Origin of the sequence: Caballeronia sp. GAWG1-1 (assembly GCF_023631465.1) — a bacterium.
Taxonomy (GTDB): Bacteria; Pseudomonadota; Gammaproteobacteria; order Burkholderiales; family Burkholderiaceae; genus Caballeronia.
On the sequence record NZ_JALQDB010000011.1, the window covers coordinates 36,959 to 54,855 of the forward strand.

The window sequence follows — 17,897 nt, forward strand, 5'->3', positions numbered from 1 at the left end:
AGGCCGGTTTTTCGTTTGAAGCACCGGTTCGATCAGTTCCGGTTGCCGCCGAAGATGCCGAGCAGTGCCAGCAAATTCGTGAAGACGTTGTACAGATCGAGGTAGATGGCGAGCGTCGCGCTGATGTAGTTCGTCTCGCCGCCATTCACAACGCGCTGCACGTCGAACAGCATGTAAGCCGAGAAGATGACGATGGCGAGCACGGAGATCGTCAGCATGAGCGCCGGCAGTTGCAGGAAAATGTTCGCGACTGCAGCCAGCAGAATGACCATCACGCCCATGAACAGCCACTTGCCGAGGCCCGAAAAGTCACGCTTGCTGACCGTGGCGATGGTCGCCATGGCCGCGAAAATCACGCCCGTGCCGCCAAAGGCCATCATGATGAGCTGCGGCCCATTCGAGAAACCGAGGATGAAGCTCAGAAGACGCGAGAGCATCAGGCCCATGAAGAACGTGAAGCCGAGCAGGACGACCACGCCCATGCTGCTGTTTTTCGTTTTCTCGATGGCGAACATGAAGCCGAACGCAATCGCCATGAACGCGATGAAGCTCATTGCCGGGCTGGTGGCCGCGAACAGGGAAAAGCCCGTCGCGACGCCGACCCACGCGCCGAGCACCGTCGGCACCATGGAAAGCGCCAGCAGCCAGTAAGTGTTGCGTAGCACGCGGTTGCGCACCTCGACCGAAGTGACGCTGCCGTTGCGTCCAAAACTGTAGGGTGATTCGTTCATGGTTTCTCCTTGCTTCAAATTGTCTGTCGTCGACCCGCGCTACATCCGTCATACACGAATGATACGGTAGGAATACTTAAGCGATTATGAGGCCGTTGCCCGCGCCATTCCGGTTTCGTGCAGCGCCTGACGTCGCGAGGCGGTTGCAAAGCGCGGCTCGACTCCAATATGACTGCCGCACGGTCCGAAATCAATGGCGCCGACGTTTCTCGGCGAGATACACGCTTGAGGCACGCTGACGTATGGCGGTTCGACCCTTACGGCGCCGTAAGGTTTCAATCGCAATCATACCCTGCTTCATGCTACAATTGTCGATTCCTTTTAATCCGTAAACCGTTAATTTTTTGGAGTTTTTCATGGCAATCGAGCGCACCCTGTCGATTATCAAGCCGGACGCAGTGGCAAAGAATGTTATCGGCCAAATCTACAGCCGTTTCGAGAGTGCTGGACTCAAGATCATTGCTTCGCGCATGGTGCATCTGTCGCGCGCGGACGCGGAAAAGTTCTACGCAGTGCACGCTGCACGCCCGTTCTTCAAGGACCTCGTGGAATTCATGATCTCCGGTCCGGTGCAGATTCAAGTGCTGGAAGGCGAAGGCGCGATCATCAAGAACCGCGACCTGATGGGCGCGACCGATCCGAAGAAGGCAGACAAGGGCACGATCCGCGCTGATTTCGCGGACAGCATCGATGCAAACGCCGTGCATGGTTCCGACGCTCCGGAAACGGCAGCGCAGGAAATCGCGTTCTTCTTCCCGCAAGTGAACGTCTACTCGCGTTAAGTCGCGCGTTGGTTGCCGCATCGGTCCGCGCCTCCGAGGAAGTGCGCCGGATCATGCGGCTGTCGCGCCGGCATCGCTTGAAAAGCTGGAACATGCAGGAATTGGCGCGAACGGTCTCGGGCAAAAGCTCCCGAGCTTCGCAATCTGAAATGGCAGGACTCGACATGACGAACAGCAGCACCGTCAATCTTCTCGATCTCGACGCCGCCGGGCTCGTCGCTTATTGCGACAGCCTTGGCGAAAAGCCGTTTCGCGCCAAGCAATTGCAGCGCTGGATCCACCAATATGGCGTCGACGACTTCGACGGCATGACGGACCTCGCCAAATCGCTGCGCGAAAAACTCAAGGGTCGCGCCAGTTTGGCGATGCCCGAAATCTCTCGCGATCACGTTTCCACCGACGGCACGCGCAAGTGGCTGATCGACGTAGGCAACGGCGACGCGGTCGAAACCGTGTTCATTCCCGAAGAGACGCGCGGCACGTTGTGCGTGTCCTCGCAGGCAGGCTGCGCGGTGAACTGCCGGTTCTGTTCCACAGGCAAGCAGGGATTTTCCCGCAATCTGACCACTGGCGAGATCATCGGGCAGTTGCGCATGGCCGAATTCGCGCTGCGCAAGTCGCTCGGGCGCGAAGTCGGCGGCCCGGGAAAGGGCGAGCGCGTCATCACCAATGTCGTGATGATGGGCATGGGCGAGCCCATGCTGAATTACGACGCCGTCGTGCCCGCCATGCGTCTGATGCTCGACGACAACGCCTATGGCCTGTCGCGCCGTCGTGTGACGCTATCCACTTCCGGCGTCGTGCCCATGATGGACCGCCTCGCCGCGGATCTGCCAGTGGCGCTTGCCGTGTCGCTACACGCGCCGAACGACCCGCTGCGTGACATGCTGGTGCCGCTCAACAAGAAGTATCCGCTGCGTGAATTGATGGCTGCGTGCCAGCGCTATCTGAAGGTTGCGCCGCGCGATTTCATCACGTTCGAATACTGCATGCTCGACGGCGTCAACGACACCGAAGCCCATGCGCGCGAACTGCTGGCCGTCACGCGCGACGTGCCGTGCAAATTCAACCTCATTCCGTTCAATCCGTTCCCGGAATCAGGTCTGACTCGCTCGAAGAACGAGCAGATCAAGCGCTTCGCGCAGGTTCTGATGGACGCGGGCATCGTCACCACCGTGCGCAAGACGCGCGGCGACGACATCGACGCAGCTTGCGGGCAGCTTGCGGGCGAGGTGAAGGATCGCACGCGCCTCGTGGAACGCATGGGTCGCGCGCCAGGCAAGGTGATCGAGGTGCGCGCGGTCTGACGCATTGCCGCCGTACAGCGAAGAAAAACAAGTCCGAAAAGACGGAAGTCGCGCCAGGCCGGCGCGCAAAGCCGAACATTTTGTTATAAAGCGGTCTGCAACATTGCCGGGGCTGTATCGTTCACGTTTTGATGCAATCCGCCGGCTTAGCCGCGCTATATAAAAGAATCGATGCGAGGAAATTGGGATGAGTGAGCCGCAGCACCCGACGCCTTTTGGCAGTCATACCGGGGGTCTTCCTGTCAATGAGCATGACAGTCAGGCGGGCACTGGCGGGGCGGCATCGAACGCGAGCCAGACGGGGCCTCTGGATTCGATTGCCGCCGTCGGCGCGCGGCTCGCGCAGCTTCGTCACGCGAAGTCATGGTCGATCGACGATATTTCAGCGCGTCTCAAGGTGTCGCCGAATAAGCTGCTCGCGCTCGAAGCGGGCGACATCAGTCAATTGCCCGATCGCACGTTCGCAGCGGGTATCGTGCGTAGCTACGCCAAGGTTCTCGGTACCGATCCCGCGCCTTTCACGCAGGCGTTTCGTCGCGAGGGCGCGGCGGTCGGGCAAAATCTGAAAGTGCCGGCTTCGGCGGGTGCGGGTCTGCCGCGACAGCGCGTGTCGGTGCCACTCGGTGGTTCGTCGGGCAAGAAACGCTCGTGGCTCTGGGGCATCGCGGCGGTCGTCGTGGTGCTGGCCGCGCTCGTGATGTGGCATACCGGCGGCGATTCGTCGGCGTGGCTCGCGCGCCTCAAGTCGAGCACGCGCGCTGGCACGGCTGCGCCGGGCGACACGGTGTCCGCTTCCGTCGTTTCCACGCCTGATGAAGCCGCCGCAGCGAACACCGGCGAAGCCGCCTCGCTGCCCGAAGTGGCCGCCGCGCCGGGCGAACAGCCGATGCCACGTCCGCTCGGCACGAACGCGTTGCCGGCCTCGTCGTCGACCATTGCGGCGTTGCAGGGCGCAAGCGCGTCGGCCGCAGCCAAGCAGGCGCCGGCCGCCGGCGCTGCCGCATCCGCGCCGGTCGTCGCCGGCACGGGCGCAAGCGCAGTCGAATTGAAAGTGAAGGAAGATAGCTGGTTCAGCGTGCGCGGCAAGGACGGCAAGGAGGTTTTCTCCGGTCTCGTCCACGCGGGAAGCACGCAACGCGTGCAGGGCGAAGCGCCGTTCAAGGTGACCGTCGGCAACGCGAAGAGCGTCGATTCCATCTCGTTTGACGATCAACCGGTCGACGCCAAGAAATACGTTTCCGCACGCGGCAACGTCGCGCGCTTCACGCTGCCCTGAACGGGCGGCGCGTAGCGGTGTCGGAGTCGGAGGTTCAGCGCGCGTGCAAGTCATGGGCATTCCGGCTTTTGCCGTGATGCCCGTTCAAGGTTCCATATTCGCACCGTCGCGCCGCTTGCACGCGGCGCCTGGTGGCCAAAGGGTTTTTCGATGCAATCCGAAGCTCAATCCCTGATTAGCAGCAAGATCTGTTCGACCGAACCGGTGTTCGGCGGCTCGTCGAAGCGTCGTGCATCGCATGCGGTGGACGTGCGCTGGGGCGGTCAGCTCGTCACCATCGGCGGCGACTCACCGGTGCGCGTGCAGTCGATGACCAACACCGACACCGCCGACGCCATCGGAACCGCCATCCAGATCAAGGAACTGGCGCAGGCGGGTTCCGAACTCGTGCGCATCACGGTGAATACGCCGGAAGCGGCGGCGGAAGTGCCGCACATCCGCGATCAACTCGACCGCATGGGCGTGTACGTGCCGCTCGTCGGCGACTTCCATTACAACGGGCATCTGCTGCTGCGCGATCATCCGGCATGCGCCGAAGCGCTGTCGAAGTACCGCATCAATCCCGGCAACGTCGGACAGGGCGCAAAGCGCGACACGCAATTCGCGCAGATGATCGAAGCCGCGATCAAGTACGACAAACCGGTGCGCATCGGCGTGAACTGGGGCAGTCTCGACCAGGACCTGCTCGCGCGCATGATGGACGAAAACGCCGCGCGCTCGGCGCCGTGGGAACTGCAAAGCGTGATGTATGAAGCGCTGATCCAGTCGGCGGTCGGCTCGGCGGAACGCGCGGTCGAACTCGGCCTCGGTCGCGACAAGATCATCCTGTCGTGCAAGGTGAGCGGCGTGCAGGATCTGGTCGCCGTTTATCGCGAACTCGCTAAACGTTGCAGCTTCGCGCTGCATCTCGGGCTGACCGAGGCGGGCATGGGCTCGAAGGGCATCGTCGCTTCGACGGCGGCGCTGTCGTTGCTGCTGCAGGAAGGCATCGGCGACACCATCCGTATTTCGCTGACGCCTGAGCCAGGCGGCGCGCGCACGGGCGAAGTGGTCGTCGGCCAGGAAATCCTCCAGACCATGGGCTTGCGTTCCTTCACGCCCATGGTCATTGCATGTCCCGGCTGCGGGCGCACGACCAGCACGCTGTTCCAGGAACTCGCGTCGCAGATCCAAAGCTATTTGCGCAACTCCATGCCCGTGTGGCGCGACCAGTTCCCCGGCGTCGAGAAGATGCACGTCGCGGTGATGGGCTGCATCGTCAACGGGCCGGGCGAATCGAAACACGCGAACATCGGCATCAGTTTGCCGGGTTCGGGCGAAAATCCCGCCGCGCCCGTGTTTATCGACGGCGTGAAGGTGAAGACCTTGCGTGGCGAGCGTATCGCCGAGGAATTCCAGCAAATCGTCAGCGACTACGTCGAGCGCACCTACGGGCAAGAAACCGGCAAGCGCGAAGAAACGTCCGCGGCAACACTTTAAAGACAGATGACTGAACAGAAGAAACGGCTCGGCAAGCTGACCGGCGTCAAGGGCATGAACGACATCCTCCCGCAGGACGCCGCGTTGTGGGACTTCTTCGAATCCACGGTGAAGTCGATGCTGCGCGCATACGGCTATCAGAACATCCGCACGCCGATCATCGAGCATACGCAGTTGTTCACGCGCGGGATCGGCGAAGTGACGGATATTGTCGAGAAAGAGATGTACAGCTTCACCGATTCGCTCAACGGCGAACATCTCACCATGCGCCCCGAAAACACGGCGGCGGTGGTGCGCGCGAGCATCGAACACAACTTGCTGTACGACGGCCCGAAGCGCCTGTGGTACATCGGCCCGATGTTCCGTCACGAGCGTCCGCAGCGCGGGCGGTATCGCCAGTTCCATCAGGTCGGCGTGGAAGCACTCGGTTTCGCGGGACCGGACACGGACGCCGAAATCATCATGATGTGTCAGCGCCTGTGGGACGACCTTGGGTTGACCGGCATTCGCCTGGAACTGAATTCGCTCGGCCAGCCTGACGAGCGCGCGGCGCACCGCAAGGAACTGATCGCGTATCTGGAGCAGCACGTCGACGCGCTCGACGAAGAAGCTAAACGCCGTCTCTACACCAACCCGCTGCGCGTGCTCGACACGAAGAATCCCGCGCTGCAGGAAATCGCGCAGAACGCGCCAAAGCTCACCGACTTCCTGGGCGAAGAATCGCGCAAGCATTTCGAGGGCGTGCAAAGGCTGCTGAAGGCCAACAACATTCCGTTCAAGATCAATCCGCGTCTCGTGCGCGGTCTCGACTATTACAACCTCACCGTGTTCGAGTGGGTGACCGACAAGCTCGGCGCGCAAGGCACGGTGGCGGGCGGCGGCCGGTACGACCCGCTCATCGAGCAACTTGGCGGCAAGCCCACGGCCGCGTGCGGCTGGGCGATGGGCGTCGAGCGTATCCTCGAGTTGCTGAAAGAAGAGAATCTCGTGCCGGAAGCGGAAGGTACGGACGTCTACGTAGTGCATCAGGGAGAAGCTGCCGCCGAGCAGGCGTTCATCGTGGCGGAGCGTCTGCGCGACACGGGCCTCGACGTGATCCTGCATTGCAGCCCGGACGGCGCGCCTGCCAGCTTCAAGTCACAAATGAAGAAAGCCGATGCGAGCGGCGCGGCTTTTGCCGTCGTGCTGGGCGAAGACGAACTCGCGCAGGGCACGATCGGCGTGAAGCCGCTGCGCCGCGCGGGCGCCGAAACGTCGGACGCGCAAAAGAACGAGCAGGTCAACGTTCCGGCGGAAGACTTGACCGAATACCTAATCAATGCGATGGTGGCATCCGCCGAAGACTAGGCGGCCCGACACGCGGGCAATGGCCGTGGGCATCGCGCTGGATGAGTGAACTGTCCGGCATCGCGCACGGCACTCGAAGTGCAATGAAACGCAGGAAGGAATAGCTGGACGATGAGCTATCACGACGAAGAAGAATCACTGGAAAGTTTGAAAGCCTGGTGGGCCAAGTGGGGTAATTCCACGACGTGGATCATCCTCGTGGCGCTTGTAATCGCAGCCGGATACAACGGCTGGAATTACTGGCAGCGTCATCAGGCGGCCGAAGCTTCCGTGCTGTACGACCAGCTTCAGCAGGCCGTCACCGGCAATGATCAGAAAATGGTGAGCCGTATTGCGACGGACATGGAAGACAAGTTCGGCAGCACGGCCTACGCTCAGATGAGCGCGCTCACCGCGGCCAAGTCGCTTTACACGGCGGGCGATACCGCCGGCACGAAAGCGCAACTGCAATGGGCCATCGATCACGCGAAGGACGACGAGTACAAGCAAGTCGCGAAGCTGCGTCTCGCGCTGGTGCTGCTCGACGAGAAAAATTACGACGCGGGTCTGAAGCTGCTCGCGGATGCGCCGCTCGACGCCTACAAGGGTGTGATCGCGGACCGTCGCGGCGATCTGCTTGCGGCGCAAGGCAAGCGCGACGACGCCCGCGCATCCTACAAGCTGGCGCTCGGCGCGCTGCCCGCGAACGATACCTCCGCGCGGCAACTGGTCCAGTTCAAGCTCGACGCGCTCGGCGGCTGATCAGCGCGCGCCGCCGCAATCGACCGAGCCATATAACAATCAGGCCGCCCGGCCGCGCAACGCCTTGAAGGCGAAGGCGCGGCCGGGCGCCGATCAACCGAATCCGATAATTCATGTTGCGTCCACCGATGACTTTTTTGAAACGCTACGCCGTGCCGTTTGCCTGCGCGATGACCGCCTTGCTCGCGGCTTGCTCATCCACCAAGGATGAACGCCGCGTGCCGACACCGCTCGTCGAGTTCAAGCCGGTGCTCAACGTCTCCCAGGCGTGGAAGGCGAGCGTCGGCAAGGCAGGCCGCTATCTGTTCGCGCCGGTTGCCGTGGGCGACGCAATTTTTGCCGCAGGCGAGAACGGCTCGGTCGTGAAGATCGACGCGAAAACGGGTCAGGATGTCTGGCGCATCAAGCTCAAGGACGATCTGTCGGCGGGCGTCGGCAGCGACGGCAATCTGACTGCGGTCGGCGGTCTGAAGGGTTCGGTCTACGTGCTCGGACCGGACGGCAAGCAGTTGTGGACGGCAGTCGCGCCGGGCGAACTGATCTCTCCGCCGCTCGTCGGCAACGACCTCGTGATCGTGCGTACCATCGACGGCAAGGTCGTGGCCTTCAACGCGCAGACCGGCGAACAAAAGTGGGTCTTCCAATTGCGCGCGGTGCCGCTGAATCTGCGCGTCGCGGCGGGCATGACCTTCGCCGGCAATCAGGCCGTGCTTGCTGGGTTCCCGGGCGGCACGTTCGCGGCAATCAACCTGCAAACGGGCGATGCCTTCTGGCAAACGCCGGTTTCATATCCGAAGGGCGTGACCGAAGTCGAGCGCATCAACGACGTGACCGGCGCACCGGGACTCGTCGGCGCGCAGAGCTGCGCGGTGACGTTCCAGGGCCGCATCGGCTGCTTCAATGCAAATTCCGGCCGTCCGGACTGGGAAAAGAGCTTCTCGTCCGACAGCGGTCTTGCGCAGGATTCGGACTTGGTCGCAGCCGGCGACGACTGGTCGGTCGTAAATGCGTTCCGCACCTCGGACGGTTCGCAGCTCTGGAAAACGGACAAGCTGAAGAACCGCCAGGTCAGCGTGCCGTATATTCTCGGTCGCGCGGTCGTTGTTGGCGACTTCGAAGGTTACGTCCACTTCCTGAGCGCGGATAACGGCGAACTCGTCGGCCGCGCCAAGACCGACGGCAGCGCGATCACCGCGCCGCCCGTGCTCGCCGGCAACACGCTCGTGGTCCTGACGCACGACGGCGGCATCTACGGCTTCCGTCCCAGCAACTAACACGCGCGTGATCGTCTGATCGAGCGGTGTGCGCGGTATTGCGCGCTCGAAGCCGATCGCGCGGCAGGTCCGGCCAGAACCGGGCCGCAAGAGAAAGCAGGAGGCGCGGCAATCGCGCGCACTCCCGAGAGCCTGCCAGCGGAACGCAAAACGCGCGGTGGGCTGCAAGAATCAAAGCGTGTCGCGCGAAGGCGGCGCGCCAAAACTGCCTCTGACGAGGCGCAGCGGCGTCCCAGCGCCGCAGGCTTGACACACTGACGCCGTGACGCGTCGCGCGTGCCGCAAGCCGAATCCATGCTAATTTTCGACAAGCGCAGCCGTGGCGCGGCATGAGCGGAACGAGAGGTCTCGTTCGCACGCCTCGTGTGCCGTCTTGCGTTCAACCTTGAACAACATCTGATGAAACCCGTGATTGCCCTTGTCGGGCGCCCCAATGTGGGGAAATCCACTTTATTCAACCGGCTGACGCGTTCGCGCGATGCACTCGTCGCCGATCTGCCCGGCCTCACCCGCGACCGCCACTACGGCGAAGGCCGTGTGGGCGGCGAGCGGCCGTATCTCGTCGTGGATACGGGCGGCTTCGAGCCGGTCGCGAAAGACGGCATCCTGCACGCAATGGCGCGGCAGACGCGTCAGGCGGTGGAAGAGGCAGACATCGTCGTGTTCATCGTCGATGGACGCAACGGGCTCGCGCCGCAAGACAAGGCGATTGCCGACTATCTGCGCAAGACCGGCCGACCGCTTTTTCTCGTCGTGAACAAGGCCGAGGGCATGAAGTATTCGGCCGTCGCGTCCGACTTCTACGAACTCGGTCTCGGCGATCCGCGCGCGATCTCGGCTGCGCACGGCGACGGCGTCACCGAGATGATCAACGACGCGCTCGACATCGCTTATGCCGGTCAGCCCGAGGAGAGCGAAGAAGAGAAGGCGCAGCACGGCGTGAAGATTGCCATCGTCGGACGTCCGAACGTTGGCAAGTCGACGCTCGTGAACGCATTGCTCGGCGAGGAGCGCGTGATCGCGTTCGACATGCCCGGCACCACGCGCGATTCGATTTATATTGATTTCGAGCGACAAGGCCGCAAATACACGCTTATCGACACGGCGGGCTTGCGTCGTCGCGGCAAGGTGTTCGAGGCCATCGAAAAGTTTTCGGTGGTGAAGACCTTGCAGTCCATTTCCGATGCCAACGTCGTGATCCTTTTGCTCGACGCCCAGCAGGACATCTCGGATCAGGACGCGCACATCGCGGGCTTCGTGGTCGAACAGGGCCGCGCGCTCGTGGTCGGCGTGAACAAGTGGGACGGTCTGGATTCGCATGTGCGCGAGCGCACGAAGGCGGATCTCACCCGCAAGCTCAAGTTTTTGGACTTTGCTAAATTTCACTACGTCTCGGCGCTGGAGAAGAGCGGCATCAGCCCATTGATGAAGTCTGTCGATGAAGCCTACGCCGCCGCCATGGCCAAGTTGCCGACACCGAAGCTCACGCGCGCGCTCATCGACGCGGTGGAGTTTCAGCAGCCGCGCCGTCGCGGTCCGGTTCGTCCGAAGCTGCGTTATGCCCACCAGGGCGGACAAAATCCGCCGATCATCGTGGTGCACGGCAATGCGCTCGACGCCATTACCGAGACTTATAAACGCTATTTGGAAGGGCGCTTCCGAGAAACTTTCGGATTGGTCGGGACGCCACTGCGCATAGAGTTCCGGTCGAGCCATAACCCATACGCGGACAAAGGCTGAAAGCCGCGTGAGTCAAGCGTTTCAGGCCGGTCGGCCATTTGGCCAGGCTGGTGCGGAAACGAAAATCAGCTATAGTGTAGCGATTGTCGGCGGATCTCTTTTTCTTCGCCGACAATAAATCCAACCTGCAAAAAAACACGGAGTTTGCTATGAGCAACAAAGGGCAATTGTTACAAGACCCGTTTTTGAACGCGCTGCGTAAAGAGCACGTGCCGGTGTCGATCTATTTGGTCAACGGCATCAAGCTTCAAGGAAACATCGAATCGTTCGACCAGTATGTCGTGTTGCTCCGAAATACGGTCACACAGATGGTCTACAAGCACGCCATTTCCACCGTCGTGCCGGCCCGTCCGGTGAATTTCCACCCGGACGCTGAATCGTCCTAAACCTCGTCGCGACCGGCGCTGTTTTCACAAAAAGCGAACATCAAACAATTCGCCGGTCGCTTCAAAAACCGAAAAATATCAATTTGATCAATGCAGCGCTCGTCGGCATCGACTTCGGCAAGATCGATTTCGAAGCCAGTCTGGAAGAACTCAGCCTGCTCGCACAAAGTGCAGGCGCCCATCCCGCCGTCACGCTAACCGGCCGCCGTTCGGCTCCGGACGCCAAGATGTTCATTGGCAGCGGCAAGGTTGAAGAACTGCGCCTTTCTTGCGAAGCGAACGACGTCGAACTCGTCATCTTCAATCACGCACTCGCGCCCGCGCAGCAGCGCAATCTCGAACTCGCGCTCGACCGCCGCGTGGTGGACCGCACGAGCCTCATCCTCGACATCTTTGCGCAGCGCGCCCGCAGCCACGAAGGCAAATTGCAGGTCGAACTCGCACAGCTGCAGTATCTGTCGACACGGCTCATTCGCGCGTGGACTCACCTGGAACGGCAAAAGGGCGGTATTGGCCTGCGCGGTCCGGGCGAAACGCAGCTCGAAACGGACCGCCGGCTGATCGGTGAGCGTATCAAGGCGCTCAAGACCCGGCTCGAGAAGTTGCGCCGTCAGCATGGTACGCAGCGTCGTCAGCGCACGCGTAACCGCACGATGTCGGTGTCCCTCGTCGGCTATACGAATGCGGGCAAGTCCACGCTGTTCAATGCGCTCACGAAGGCGCAGGCCTACGCCGCCGACCAGCTTTTCGCCACGCTCGACACAACCTCACGTCGCGTCTATCTCGGCGAGGAAGCGGGGCACGTGGTGGTATCGGACACGGTCGGGTTCATCCGCGAATTGCCTCACCAGCTCGTCGCGGCCTTTCGCGCCACGCTCGAGGAAACCATCCACGCAGACTTGCTGCTGCATGTGGTCGATGCATCGAGCGCCGTGCGCCTCGATCAGATCGATCAGGTGAACGAGGTATTGCGCGGCATCGGCGCGGATTCCATCCGGCAGGTTCTCGTCTTCAACAAGATCGACGCGGTGCCTGAGCTGGCGGCCCGTGGCGAAGCGGTTGAAAGGGACGAGTATGGTAATATTTCGCGCGTCTTTTTGAGTGCACGCTCGGGCCAGGGGCTCGATGCGCTGCGCGCTGCCATCGCCGAAATCGCTGCTGCGGAAACGGACGAAAGCGAAGAGGCCTTACCGAGCGTGCTCGCTGAAATCGAAGCGCCGCAACTCGAGCCCGATGCAACGCAATCCCCGCTGTCCGGGTCAAACGAAACACACGACACGAACGCGCAGCCGGAAGACCACCGGCTGACCGAACAACGTGACCACAAGGTTTCCGAGCACGGTCACTGATCGGCTCGCGGAACTCCGGATTGCATCGCCCGGGCTTATCTGTCTGGATGTCTACCCCCGGCTGTCTAATGGTGAATCACCGAGTGAACGACTACAACGAGCGGACTAACAGGCAGCGCATGCATGCCGCCTTTTCGATCAACGATCCGCGCTGGGGGCGGGGCGAAGGCAACGGCGTGAAGAACGACTCGAAGCGTCCGCAAGACGGCAAGCGCCCGAACGGCAAGGACGAAGGCCCGCCCGATCTCGACGAGATGTGGCGCGACTTCAACCGTCGCATCGCCGGTCTGTTCGGGCGCAAGCCCAACGGCGGTGCGCCGCGCGAGAACGGCCGCGGCACGCGCATCGGGCTTGGCATCGTCATTGGCGTGCTGATCGCCATCTATCTCGGCAGCGGCGTGTTTGTCGTACAGGACGGTCACGTCGGCGTGGTATCGCAGTTCGGCAAATATCGGCAAACGGTGGCGCAAGGCATTCACTGGCGCCTGCCGTATCCGTTTCAGTCGCACGATATCGTCGACATCTCGCAGGTCCGCTCGGTCGAAGTGGGTCGCGGCACCGCGCTCGCGCAAGGCAACGTGCGCGATGCCTCGGTTCTGACGAACGACGCCGATATCGTCGACGTGCGCTTCGCCGTGCAATATCAGATCAAGTCGCCGACCGACTTCCTGTTCCGCAATCTCGATCCCGACCAGAGCGTCACGCAGGCGTCGCAGGCGGCAGTCCGCGAGATCGCCGGGTCTATCAGCACGGACGACATGCTCTACAAGGATCGCGAGGCGCTGCGCGCGCGTCTAACTGAATCTATCCAGCGCTCGCTCGATCTCTACCGCACCGGTTTGCAGGTGACGGGCGTGACCGTGCAAAGCGTGCAGGTGCCGACGCAAGTGCAGGCGGCATTCGAGGAAGCATCGCGCGTGCGTCAGGACAACGAGCGCGCTCGCGACACCGCGCAAGCCTATGCCGATCAGCTGCTGCCGCGTGCGAAAGCCGACGCGGCGCGTCTCGTCGACGAAGCCACGGCCTACGGCAATCGCCAGGTCACCGAAGCACAGGGCGACGCCGAGCGCTTCAAGCAGGTCTACGAGCAATACTCGAAAGCGCCCGCGGTCATTCGTCAGCGCATGTACCTGGACACGATGCAGCAAATCTATTCGCGTACCACGAAGGTCTTCGTTGACAGCAAGGCAGGCAATAACGTGGTGTACCTGCCGCTGGACAAGCTCGTCGAGGCGAATCGTCAGCAGGTGAAAGAAGCCGATGCCGCCAGTGCCGCCGCAGCCGCAAGCGCGCCCGCTGGCGATGGCGCACAGGCGCGTGCGCCGGGCGTGGCGTCGTCGCCGGCCGTGGTGAGCGCGCCGGCCAACGGAGCGATCAACGGCGCGGCCAGCGCGACGACTGCAGCCAGTGCGGCCAGCGCGGCCAGTGCCGCAAGCAGTGCAAGCGACCCGTTGCGCTCCCGCGATGCTTTCCGCTCGCGCAATCGTCAAGACGACCTGCAATAAGGAGCGCGAGAACATGAATCGAATCATTGCGCTTGTGGTCGCTGTCGTGATCGTGCTGTTCATCGGTTCATCGATGATCTTCACGGTCGACGAACGGCATGCTGCCGTCGTGGCTTCCCACGGTGACGGCGAACCGAAACTCGACGGCCCGGGCCTGCATTTCAAGCTGCCCGCGCCGTTCCAGACGCTCACGCTCGTCGATACCCGCACGCTCACCATCGACGAAGCGGGCGCGGACCGCTTCGCCACGTCGGACAAGACCGACGTGCTGGTGAATACCGTCATCAAGTATCGCGTGGCCGATCCGCTCAAACTGTTCGAGAGCAACGAGAAGAACACGCAGACCGCGCAGGAGCGCATTGTCGGGCTCGCGCGCACGTCGCTCGCCAGTGCGTTCGCGAAGCGTTCGCTCACGGACGCGCTCGGCAGCCAGCAAACGCTCGCAAGCGAAGCGCAGAAGTCGGTGGAAGACGCGGCGGCCGCCTTCGGCGTGCAGCTCGTGGATTTGCAGATGACGCGTATCGACTTTCCGTCCGTGGTAGCCGACTCCGTCTACAAACGCATGATCGCGGCGCGTCAGCAGGCCGCCGCCATCGAGCGCGCAAAGGGCACGGCGGACGCCGACAAGATCAAGGCGGACGCCCAGCGCGAACAACAGGCGATTCTCGCCGATGCATACAGTCAGGCACAGTCCATCAAGGGCGAAGGAGACAGCAAGGCGGCAGCCATAGCCGCGGACGCCTACGGACGCGATCCACAGTTCTACCAGTTCTATCAGAGCCTCGAAGCGTATAAGAAGACCTTCAAGCCAGGCGACGTGATGGTGGTCGACCCGAGCAGCGATTTCTTCCGCTTCATGCGCGGCCCGAACGGCGGCAGCGCGGATGTTTCTTCCGCGGCTGCCACGGCCAAGCGCTGATCGTGCCCCGCGAAAGCGCGATCCGTTCGCGCTTTCGCCTTTCTCCCTTGGAACATGGCCGAGACGTTACTGCTCGCACTTGCGTTGATGCTGATCATCGAAGGAATGTTTCCCTTCGTTTTTCCGACCGCGTGGCGCGATACCTTTCGCCGCATCGCGGAGCGCCCGACGCATCACATCCGCATCGGCGGACTGATCGCGATGGTGCTCGGGCTCATCCTGCTGCTCATCGCAACGTGAGCACACCGTGATGCGCCAATTGGCCTATCTTGTTTAAATCCGTTCGTCAAAGCGCGCCGCGTCACGCCGCGCCGCGCGCCCCGTAGGAAACGTATCGATGTCCACCTGGTTACTTCCCGAGAATATCGCCGACGTCTTGCCGTCGGAAGCCCGCAAGATCGAAGAGTTGCGACGCCGTCTGCTCGATCGTTTCCGTTCGTACGGTTACGAGCTCGTGATGCCGCCGATGCTCGAGTATCTCGAATCGCTTCTGACGAGCGGCGGCAGCGATCTGAACCTGCGCACCTTCAAACTTGTCGATCAGATGTCCGGGCGCACGCTCGGCTTGCGCGCGGACATCACGCCGCAGGTCTCGCGCATCGACGCGCATCTCTTGAACCGGCATGGCGTGACGCGTCTGTGCTATGCGGGCAACGTGCTGCACACGCGTCCGCGCGGCCTGCACGCGACGCGCGAGCAGATTCAGATCGGCGCGGAAATCTACGGCCACGCGGGGCTCGAAGCGGACCTCGAAATCCAGCAACTGATGCTCGATTCGCTGCATCTCGCGGGTCTCACGAAAGTGCGTCTGGATCTGTGCCACGCGGGCGTGCTCGCCGCGTTGTTGGAACTGGAACCGGCGGCTGCATCGCTTGGCGAAGCGCTCTATGAGGCGCTCGCGAGCAAGGACGTGCCGCGTATCAACGAACTCACGGCGCATCTCGGCCAGGTGCCGCGCGAAGCGTTGCGCGCGCTGCCTACGCTCTACGGCGACGCCTCGGTGCTCGAAACCGCGCGCGGCCGTCTGCCGAATCTGCCGGTCATCGCGCGTGCGCTCGACGATCTCGCGTTTCTCGCAAGCCAGGTCGACGGCGCCGAACTCATGATCGATCTCGCCGATTTGCGCGGCTACGCGTATCACAGCGGCGTGATGTTCTCCGCCTATGTCGACGGCGTGCCCAACGCGGTTGCGCATGGCGGCCGCTACGACGATGTCGGGCTCGCCTACGGACGTGCGCGTCCGGCAACGGGCTTTTCGCTGGACCTGCGTGAAGTCGCGCGCATTTCTCCCGTCGATGCCCGCGGCAGCGCGATCCTTGCACCGTGGAAGCACGAAGACACGCTGCGCGCCGCCGTCGCCGCATTGCGCGATGCCGGCGAAGTGGTCATTCAGGCGCTGCCGGGTCACGAGCACGATCTCGACGAATTCGCCTTCGACCGCGTACTCATCGAGCGCGACGGCCAATGGATCGTCGAAGCGCGCGCCTGAACGCGGCGCCTAAGCGCGGCGCATGAAGTGAGCCGCGCGTCATACGAATGGATGCCGATTTCCTAACCCCGACGTATCCCGAAAAATTCGGAACCTGTGGCGAACATAGGTAAAATACGTTTTTAACCAGCTAACGAATCAACATGTCTGCCAGTGCAGTGAATGTGAACCCGGGGCGCAACGTCGTCGTGGTGGGCACCCAGTGGGGTGATGAGGGCAAGGGCAAGATCGTCGACTGGCTGACGGACCACGCCCAGGGCGTCGTGCGCTTCCAGGGCGGTCATAACGCCGGCCACACGCTCATCATCGGCGGCAAGAAAACCATTCTGCGCCTCATCCCTTCGGGCATCATGCGCGCGGGCACGGCCTGCTATATCGGCAATGGCGTCGTGTTGTCTCCGGAAGCTTTGTTCAAGGAAATCGACGAGCTCGAAGCCGCGGGCATCGACGTTCAGAAACGCCTGTTCATTTCCGAAGCCGCCACGCTCATTCTTCCATATCACGTCGCGATCGATCAGGCGCGCGAAGCGCGTCGCGGCGCGGGCAAGATCGGCACCACGGGGCGCGGTATCGGTCCGGCATACGAAGACAAGGTCGGCCGTCGCGGGCTGCGCGTGCAGGACCTCTTCGACGTGCCGGTGTTTTCCGAACGTCTGCGCGAAGTGCTGGACTTCCACAACTTCGTGCTGAGCAAGTATCTGGGCGCGGCCGAAGTGGACTACCAGCAAACGCTCGACACCATGCTCGGTTACGCGCCGCGTCTCGAACCCATGGTCACGGACGTCTCGCGCCGTCTGTACGACGAAAACCACGCTGGCCGCAATCTGCTGTTCGAAGGTGCGCAAGGCACGCTGCTCGATGTCGATCACGGCACTTACCCGTTCGTCACGTCGAGCAACTGCGTCGCGGGTGCGGCGACTTCGGGCGCGGGTATCGGTCCGCAACGGCTCAACTACATTCTCGGCATCACCAAGGCGTATTGCACGCGCGTCGGTTCGGGCCCGTTTCCGAGCGAACTGTACGATGCCGACAACGCGCAACGTCAGGACCAGGTGGGCTTGAACCTGGCGACCGTCGGCAAGGAATTCGGTTCGGTCACGGGTCGTCCGCGTCGCACGGGCTGGCTCGACGCCGCCGCGCTGCGCCGCTCCATTCAGATCAACGGTATTTCGGGGCTGTGCATCACCAAGCTCGACGTGCTCGACGGTCTCGAAGAAGTGAAGCTGTGCGTAGGCTATAAACTCGACGGCAAAGAGGTCGATATCCTGCCGCGCGGCGCCTCGGAAGTGGCGCGTTGCGAACCGGTCTACGAGACCTTCGGCGGCTGGAAGGAAAGCACCATCGGCATCACGCAATGGGACAGTCTGCCCGAGAACGCGCGTGCTTATCTCGTGCGCGTGCAGGAAGTTGCCGGCGTGCCCATCGACATGGTGTCGACCGGACCGGACCGCGATGAAACCATCCTGTTGCGTCATCCGTTCAAGGTCTGAGCGCGAGCGTTTCAACCTGAGCCGGACGCTGTAAAGAATGTGGCCGCTACCTTGCGGCCACATTTCATATATAACCCGTAGT

General features: G+C 62.3%; 16 protein-coding genes. 15 read left to right on the forward strand and 1 reads right to left on the reverse strand.

The genetic code is table 11. The features are described from left to right. Nucleotides 1–32: 32 nt before the first annotated feature. Nucleotides 33–731 (reverse strand): Bax inhibitor-1/YccA family protein, encoded by a 699-nt coding sequence (locus NCT03_RS06600; RefSeq protein WP_250492297.1) that lies wholly within the window; start codon nucleotides 729–731, stop codon nucleotides 33–35. Nucleotides 732–1,087: 356 nt separating this feature from the next. Here NCT03_RS06600 and ndk point away from each other — a divergent pair, with 356 nt between their 5' ends. The 15 genes from ndk (at nucleotide 1,088) to NCT03_RS06675 (ending at nucleotide 17,815) form a co-directional block, all read left to right on the forward strand. After that, a complete protein-coding gene (ndk, locus tag NCT03_RS06605; RefSeq protein WP_244825340.1) occupies nucleotides 1,088–1,513 on the forward strand; it encodes a nucleoside-diphosphate kinase in 426 nt (141 codons plus the stop codon). A gap of 164 nt (nucleotides 1,514–1,677) precedes the next feature. Continuing rightward, nucleotides 1,678–2,820 (forward strand): dual-specificity RNA methyltransferase RlmN, encoded by a 1,143-nt coding sequence (rlmN, locus tag NCT03_RS06610; protein WP_250492298.1) that lies wholly within the window; start codon nucleotides 1,678–1,680, stop codon nucleotides 2,818–2,820. A gap of 187 nt (nucleotides 2,821–3,007) precedes the next feature. Next, the gene (locus tag NCT03_RS06615) at nucleotides 3,008–4,096 is read left to right on the forward strand and encodes a helix-turn-helix domain-containing protein (RefSeq protein ID WP_250492299.1); all 1,089 of its coding nucleotides are present in this window, start codon (nucleotides 3,008–3,010) and stop codon (nucleotides 4,094–4,096) included. Nucleotides 4,097–4,246: 150 nt separating this feature from the next. Continuing rightward, complete coding sequence (gene ispG, locus NCT03_RS06620) at nucleotides 4,247–5,575, forward strand: flavodoxin-dependent (E)-4-hydroxy-3-methylbut-2-enyl-diphosphate synthase (RefSeq protein ID WP_250492300.1); 1,329 nt, start codon at nucleotides 4,247–4,249, stop codon at nucleotides 5,573–5,575. Nucleotides 5,576–5,581: 6 nt separating this feature from the next. Beyond that, nucleotides 5,582–6,922, forward strand: coding sequence for a histidine--tRNA ligase (gene hisS, locus NCT03_RS06625; RefSeq protein ID WP_250464961.1), 1,341 nt, complete (start codon nucleotides 5,582–5,584; stop codon nucleotides 6,920–6,922). A gap of 111 nt (nucleotides 6,923–7,033) precedes the next feature. Beyond that, complete coding sequence (locus tag NCT03_RS06630) at nucleotides 7,034–7,663, forward strand: tetratricopeptide repeat protein (RefSeq protein WP_250492301.1); 630 nt, start codon at nucleotides 7,034–7,036, stop codon at nucleotides 7,661–7,663. 128 nt (nucleotides 7,664–7,791) lie between these two features. Then, nucleotides 7,792–8,937: an outer membrane protein assembly factor BamB gene (gene bamB / locus NCT03_RS06635; protein WP_244825334.1), complete on the forward strand. Its 1,146-nt coding sequence runs from the start codon at nucleotides 7,792–7,794 to the stop codon at nucleotides 8,935–8,937. A gap of 399 nt (nucleotides 8,938–9,336) precedes the next feature. Beyond that, complete coding sequence (gene der / locus NCT03_RS06640) at nucleotides 9,337–10,677, forward strand: ribosome biogenesis GTPase Der (RefSeq protein ID WP_244825333.1); 1,341 nt, start codon at nucleotides 9,337–9,339, stop codon at nucleotides 10,675–10,677. A 149-nt stretch (nucleotides 10,678–10,826) separates the two neighbouring features. Further along, complete coding sequence (hfq, locus tag NCT03_RS06645; protein WP_006999489.1) at nucleotides 10,827–11,063, forward strand: RNA chaperone Hfq; 237 nt, start codon at nucleotides 10,827–10,829, stop codon at nucleotides 11,061–11,063. 83 nt (nucleotides 11,064–11,146) lie between these two features. After that, nucleotides 11,147–12,412: a GTPase HflX gene (gene hflX / locus NCT03_RS06650; protein WP_250492302.1), complete on the forward strand. Its 1,266-nt coding sequence runs from the start codon at nucleotides 11,147–11,149 to the stop codon at nucleotides 12,410–12,412. An 83-nt stretch (nucleotides 12,413–12,495) separates the two neighbouring features. Then, entirely contained in the window at nucleotides 12,496–13,917 is a 1,422-nt protein-coding gene (gene hflK, locus NCT03_RS06655; RefSeq protein ID WP_250492303.1) for an FtsH protease activity modulator HflK, read from the forward strand. A gap of 13 nt (nucleotides 13,918–13,930) precedes the next feature. Beyond that, nucleotides 13,931–14,836: a protease modulator HflC gene (hflC, locus tag NCT03_RS06660; protein WP_250492304.1), complete on the forward strand. Its 906-nt coding sequence runs from the start codon at nucleotides 13,931–13,933 to the stop codon at nucleotides 14,834–14,836. Between the two features lie 54 nt (nucleotides 14,837–14,890). Continuing rightward, nucleotides 14,891–15,076 carry a DUF2065 domain-containing protein gene (locus NCT03_RS06665; RefSeq protein WP_244825329.1) on the forward strand — a complete coding sequence of 62 codons (186 nt, stop codon included), beginning with the start codon at nucleotides 14,891–14,893 and terminating at the stop codon, nucleotides 15,074–15,076. A 97-nt stretch (nucleotides 15,077–15,173) separates the two neighbouring features. Next, nucleotides 15,174–16,325 (forward strand): ATP phosphoribosyltransferase regulatory subunit, encoded by a 1,152-nt coding sequence (locus NCT03_RS06670; RefSeq protein ID WP_250464955.1) that lies wholly within the window; start codon nucleotides 15,174–15,176, stop codon nucleotides 16,323–16,325. 143 nt (nucleotides 16,326–16,468) lie between these two features. Further along, the gene (locus tag NCT03_RS06675; protein ID WP_250492305.1) at nucleotides 16,469–17,815 is read left to right on the forward strand and encodes an adenylosuccinate synthase; all 1,347 of its coding nucleotides are present in this window, start codon (nucleotides 16,469–16,471) and stop codon (nucleotides 17,813–17,815) included. The last annotated feature ends 82 nt before the right edge of the window (nucleotides 17,816–17,897 follow it).

Bases quoted from the DNA above. Each gene is read 5' to 3' on its own strand.
- NCT03_RS06600 (WP_250492297.1), bottom strand. From the start codon at position 731: ATGAACGAATCACCCTACAGTTTTGGACGCAACGGCAGCGTCACTTCG.
- ndk (WP_244825340.1), top strand. From the start codon at position 1,088: ATGGCAATCGAGCGCACCCTGTCGATTATCAAGCCGGACGCAGTGGCA.
- rlmN (WP_250492298.1), top strand. From the start codon at position 1,678: ATGACGAACAGCAGCACCGTCAATCTTCTCGATCTCGACGCCGCCGGG.
- NCT03_RS06615 (WP_250492299.1), top strand. From the start codon at position 3,008: ATGAGTGAGCCGCAGCACCCGACGCCTTTTGGCAGTCATACCGGGGGT.
- ispG (WP_250492300.1), top strand. From the start codon at position 4,247: ATGCAATCCGAAGCTCAATCCCTGATTAGCAGCAAGATCTGTTCGACC.
- hisS (WP_250464961.1), top strand. From the start codon at position 5,582: ATGACTGAACAGAAGAAACGGCTCGGCAAGCTGACCGGCGTCAAGGGC.
- NCT03_RS06630 (WP_250492301.1), top strand. From the start codon at position 7,034: ATGAGCTATCACGACGAAGAAGAATCACTGGAAAGTTTGAAAGCCTGG.
- bamB (WP_244825334.1), top strand. From the start codon at position 7,792: ATGACTTTTTTGAAACGCTACGCCGTGCCGTTTGCCTGCGCGATGACC.
- der (WP_244825333.1), top strand. From the start codon at position 9,337: ATGAAACCCGTGATTGCCCTTGTCGGGCGCCCCAATGTGGGGAAATCC.
- hfq (WP_006999489.1), top strand. From the start codon at position 10,827: ATGAGCAACAAAGGGCAATTGTTACAAGACCCGTTTTTGAACGCGCTG.
- hflC (WP_250492304.1), top strand. From the start codon at position 13,931: ATGAATCGAATCATTGCGCTTGTGGTCGCTGTCGTGATCGTGCTGTTC.
- NCT03_RS06665 (WP_244825329.1), top strand. From the start codon at position 14,891: ATGGCCGAGACGTTACTGCTCGCACTTGCGTTGATGCTGATCATCGAA.
- NCT03_RS06670 (WP_250464955.1), top strand. From the start codon at position 15,174: ATGTCCACCTGGTTACTTCCCGAGAATATCGCCGACGTCTTGCCGTCG.
- NCT03_RS06675 (WP_250492305.1), top strand. From the start codon at position 16,469: ATGTCTGCCAGTGCAGTGAATGTGAACCCGGGGCGCAACGTCGTCGTG.